We start from the raw sequence: 3,785 nt of genomic DNA on the forward strand, positions 1-3,785 counted from the left end.
GTTCGGCCTCCCCAGCCCCGCCGGCGTTCGGCCTCCCCAGCCCCGCCGGCGTTGGCCGACGGCCAGGCGTCGCCCCACTCGGCGTCCCGGGCCGCCCGGTAGGCCTCGCCGTGGCGCTTGCTCACCGTGGTCCGGCTCAGCCCCTCGCCCTCCGGACCGCACAGGTCGAGCAGGACCAGACCCTTGCGGATCTGCGGCTTCCGGGTGATCCGTGCAGTGGCCGGGGCCACCGGGAACCGGACCGCCGCCACATAGCTGAACTTCTCGTCCTCGTAGGCGAGCGAGCCTCCCTTCACCTGACGGTGCAGGGAGGACCTGCTGACCCGGGCCGAGAAATGGCACCAGTCCTCGCCCGGCACGATGGGACAGGTCCCGTCGTGCGGGCAGGGCGCGGCCACCGTGAACCCGGCCCCGATCAGCGCGTCCCGGGCCTCCCGGATCCGCAGGTAGCCCTCCGGGGTACCCGGCTCGATGATCACCACGGCCTGCCCGGCCCGGCCCGCCTCGGCGACCACGGCCCGCCGGGCCTCCCCGGTGAGTTCGCCCAGGACGTACGAGACCGTCACCAGATCGGCGTCCGGCAGCGTCAGCCCCGCCCCGATGACCGCCTTCCGCCAGGCCGCGCCGCGCAGCACACCCGACCCGGAGGCGGCGGCCAGCTCCCGGCCCAGGGTCAGGGCCGGCTCCGCCCAGTCCAGGACCGAGGTCTCCCGCGGCCCGGCCCAGGTGGCGTCCACCGCCCAGGTGGCCGCCCCCGTGCCGCCGCCCACGTCCACGTGCGAGCCGGGGGCCCAGCCGGGGGCTGCCGCCGCCAGCCCGGCCAGGGACGCCCGTACCGCCTCGAAGGTCGCCGGCATCCGGTACGCCGCGTACGCCGCCACGTCCGAGCGGTCCCGCAGGACCGGGGCGTCCGTCGGGGTGCGCCCCCGGTAGTTGGCGATCAGCCGGTCCACGGCGGCGGCGGCCTGCTTCGGCGGCAGCCCGTCGAGCAGGCCGGCCAGGGCGGCCCGCAGGCTCTCGGCGGTGGTGGGTTCGGCGGGCCCGGCGGCGGGCGCGGGCGAGGAGGCGGCGTTCACCTGCAAAGTTTACGGCGCCTTCGGGGCCGCGACCTCGGCCTGCCGCCAGGGCCGGCACATCGCGGCGAAGCAGGCCACCGACAGCAGGGCGCACACCAGCTGCACCACGGCCATCGGCACGGCCGTGTCCTCCCCGGCGATCCCCACCAGCGGCGAAGCCACCGCCCCCACCAGGAAGGAGGAGGTGCCGAGCAGGGCGGACGCCGAGCCCGCCGCGTGCGGGGTCCGCGTCAGCGCCAGCGCGTTGGTGTTGGGCAGCACGACACCCATCGCGGACATCAGGACGAACAGCCCGGCCGAGATCGGGACCAGCCCCACCCGCCCGAACGCCCCCGTCGACATCAGCAGCAGGGCGACGGAGGCCACCGTGATCACGGCCAGCCCCCCGGCCAGCACCTTGTCCAGGCTGACCCGGCCGACGAGCAGCTTGCCGTTGATCTGGCCGGCCGCGATCAGCCCGACCGAGTTCAGGCCGAACAGCAGCGAGAAGGTCTGCGGCGAGGCCCCGTAGATTTCCTGGATCACGAAGGGAGAGGCCGAGATGTACGCGAAGAGGGTGGCGAAGGCGAAGCCGCCGGCCAGCATGTAGCCGGCGAAGACCCGGTCGGCGAGCAGCCCCCGCATGGTCCGCAGGGCCGCGCCCACCCCGCCGGTATGCCTCCGCTCGGGCGGCAGGGTCTCACCCAGCCCGCGCCACATCACCACGGTGAGCAGCGCGCCGACCCCGGTCAGGACGAGGAACACACCGCGCCAGTCGGAGAAGCGCAGCACCTGGCCGCCGATCAGCGGGGCCACGATCGGGGCGACGCCGGATATCAGCATCAGGGTGGAGAAGAACCGGGCCATCTCGACGCCGTCGTACAGGTCGCGGACCATGGCCCGCGCGATCACGATCGCGGCCGCCCCGGCCAGACCCTGGATCAGCCGGAAGGCGATGAGCAGTCCGGCGGTGGGGGCCAGCGCGCAGACGGCGGTGGCCAGTACGTACGCGATCATGCCGATGAGCAGCGGGCGCTTGCGGCCCCACTTGTCGCTCATCGGGCCGATGACCAGCTGGCCCAGAGCCATGCCGGCCAGACAGGCGGTCAGGGTGAGCTGGATGGTCGCGGCCGGGCTGGACAGGGCGGTGGTGACCTCCGGCAGGGCCGGCAGGTACATGTCCATCGACAGCGGCGGAAGGGCGCTGAGCCCGCCGAGTATGAAGGTGACGAGCAGGCCGGTGCGGCGCGCTGCGGGGGTGGAGGGGGCGGGGGAGGGAGCGGGGGGTGTGGATGAGGCCGTGGATGAGGCCGTGGATACGGCGGCGGCTGCGGAGGAGGGGGGCGTGGTCGGACCTCGCTCGGGCATGACAGCTCCAGTCTTCTGATCATCTCTTCACACCCCTGCCGACCCCATGTTCTCAGCAATCGGAACGTCCCGGGTCCCGGCCGCCGTGTGACGTACTCTCCGGCCTCATGAACGCAAGCGGGAAGAAGATCGCTGTTGTGACCGGCGCCGGCTCCGGCATCGGCCGCTCCGTCGCCCTCGCCCTCGCCGAGGCCGGCTGGTCCCTGACCCTGGCCGGCCGCCGAGCGGAACCGCTGGAGGCCACCGCGGCCGCCGCCCCCGACTCCGCCGAAGTGCTCTGCGTACCCGCGGACGTGAGCGACCCGCAGGACGTGGCCGCCCTCTTCGGGGCGGTCCGGGAGCGCTACGGGCGCCTCGACCTCCTCTTCAACAACGCCGGCACCTTCGGCCCGGCCGGGGTCCCGCTGGAGGACATCGGGTACGAGGCGTGGAAGCAGGTCGTGGACGTCAACCTGACCGGCGCCTTCCTGTGCGCGCAGGCGGCCTTCCGGCTGATGAAGGAGCAGGACCCGCAGGGCGGCCGGATCATCAACAACGGCTCCATCTCGGCGCACGTGCCCCGCCCCAACTCGATCGCCTACACCGCGACCAAGCACGCGATGACCGGCCTGACGAAGTCGCTGTCGCTGGACGGCCGGCCGTACCGGATCGCCTGCGGACAGATCGACATCGGCAACGCGGCGACCGAGATGACGGAACGCATGCAGACCGGCATCCTGCAGGCGAACGGGCAACTGGCGGTGGAGCCCGTGATGGACGCGGCGGACGTGGCCCGCACGGTCCGGCACATGGCGGAGCTCCCGCTGGAGGCCAACGTCCAGTTCGCCACGGTGATGGCGACGGCGATGCCATACATCGGGCGCGGCTGACGCTGCGGGCACCCCGTGGCGCGGGCGCGCTCTTCACCCCGGGTCGTGTACGGGGCGCACGGCGCGGGCGGGCGGGCTCCTTTGCCCCCTGCTCGGGGCGGGGGCGGGGCGGGGGTGTGCCACCGGGCTTCGCCCAGACGGAAGCCAGAGGCTGGGTGGGGGTGTGGGGCGCGCGGCGCGGGCCTCCTTCTTTGCCCCCCGCTCGGGGCCAGGGCGGGGCGGGGGTGTGCCACCCACCCCTGCAGGCTTCGCCCAGGCGGAAGCCAGAGGCGGGCGGGGGTGCGGGGCGCGGCGCGGGCCCACTCCTTTGCCCCCCGCTCGGGGCCGGGCCGGGACGGGGGTGTGCCACCCACCCCTGGAGGCTTCGCTTGGACGGAAGCCAGACACTGGCGGGGGTGCGGGTTGCGGGGTTTTGCTTGGGCGGGGTCGGAGGGTGCCCGGGGGCTGCCCGTCAGTCCAGTGTCCGAGCGTGCCGGTCCGGGCCGTCAAGGGC

General features: G+C 74.2%; 3 protein-coding genes. 1 reads left to right on the plus strand and 2 read right to left on the minus strand.

The features are described from left to right. Nucleotides 1-1,076 (minus strand): small ribosomal subunit Rsm22 family protein (locus AB0447_RS36380; RefSeq protein ID WP_366481244.1); only part of this gene is annotated, 1,076 nt, incomplete at its 3' end. Nucleotides 1,077-1,085: 9 nt separating this feature from the next. Beyond that, nucleotides 1,086-2,423, minus strand: coding sequence for a Bcr/CflA family multidrug efflux MFS transporter (locus AB0447_RS36385; RefSeq protein WP_366481245.1), 1,338 nt, complete (start codon nucleotides 2,421-2,423; stop codon nucleotides 1,086-1,088). Nucleotides 2,424-2,530: 107 nt separating this feature from the next. Between AB0447_RS36385 and AB0447_RS36390 the strand changes: the two genes are divergently transcribed. Continuing rightward, nucleotides 2,531-3,292, plus strand: coding sequence for an SDR family oxidoreductase (locus tag AB0447_RS36390; protein ID WP_366481246.1), 762 nt, complete (start codon nucleotides 2,531-2,533; stop codon nucleotides 3,290-3,292). Nucleotides 3,293-3,785: the final 493 nt, after the last annotated feature.

The organism is Streptomyces sp. NPDC051211 (assembly GCF_040689505.1).
Lineage (GTDB): Bacteria > Actinomycetota > Actinomycetes > Streptomycetales > Streptomycetaceae > Streptomyces.

Coding starts and splice junctions, on each gene's coding strand:
- AB0447_RS36385 (WP_366481245.1), bottom strand. CDS start 2,423: ATGCCCGAGCGAGGTCCGACCACGCCCCCCTCCTCCGCAGCCGCCGCC.
- AB0447_RS36390 (WP_366481246.1), top strand. CDS start 2,531: ATGAACGCAAGCGGGAAGAAGATCGCTGTTGTGACCGGCGCCGGCTCC.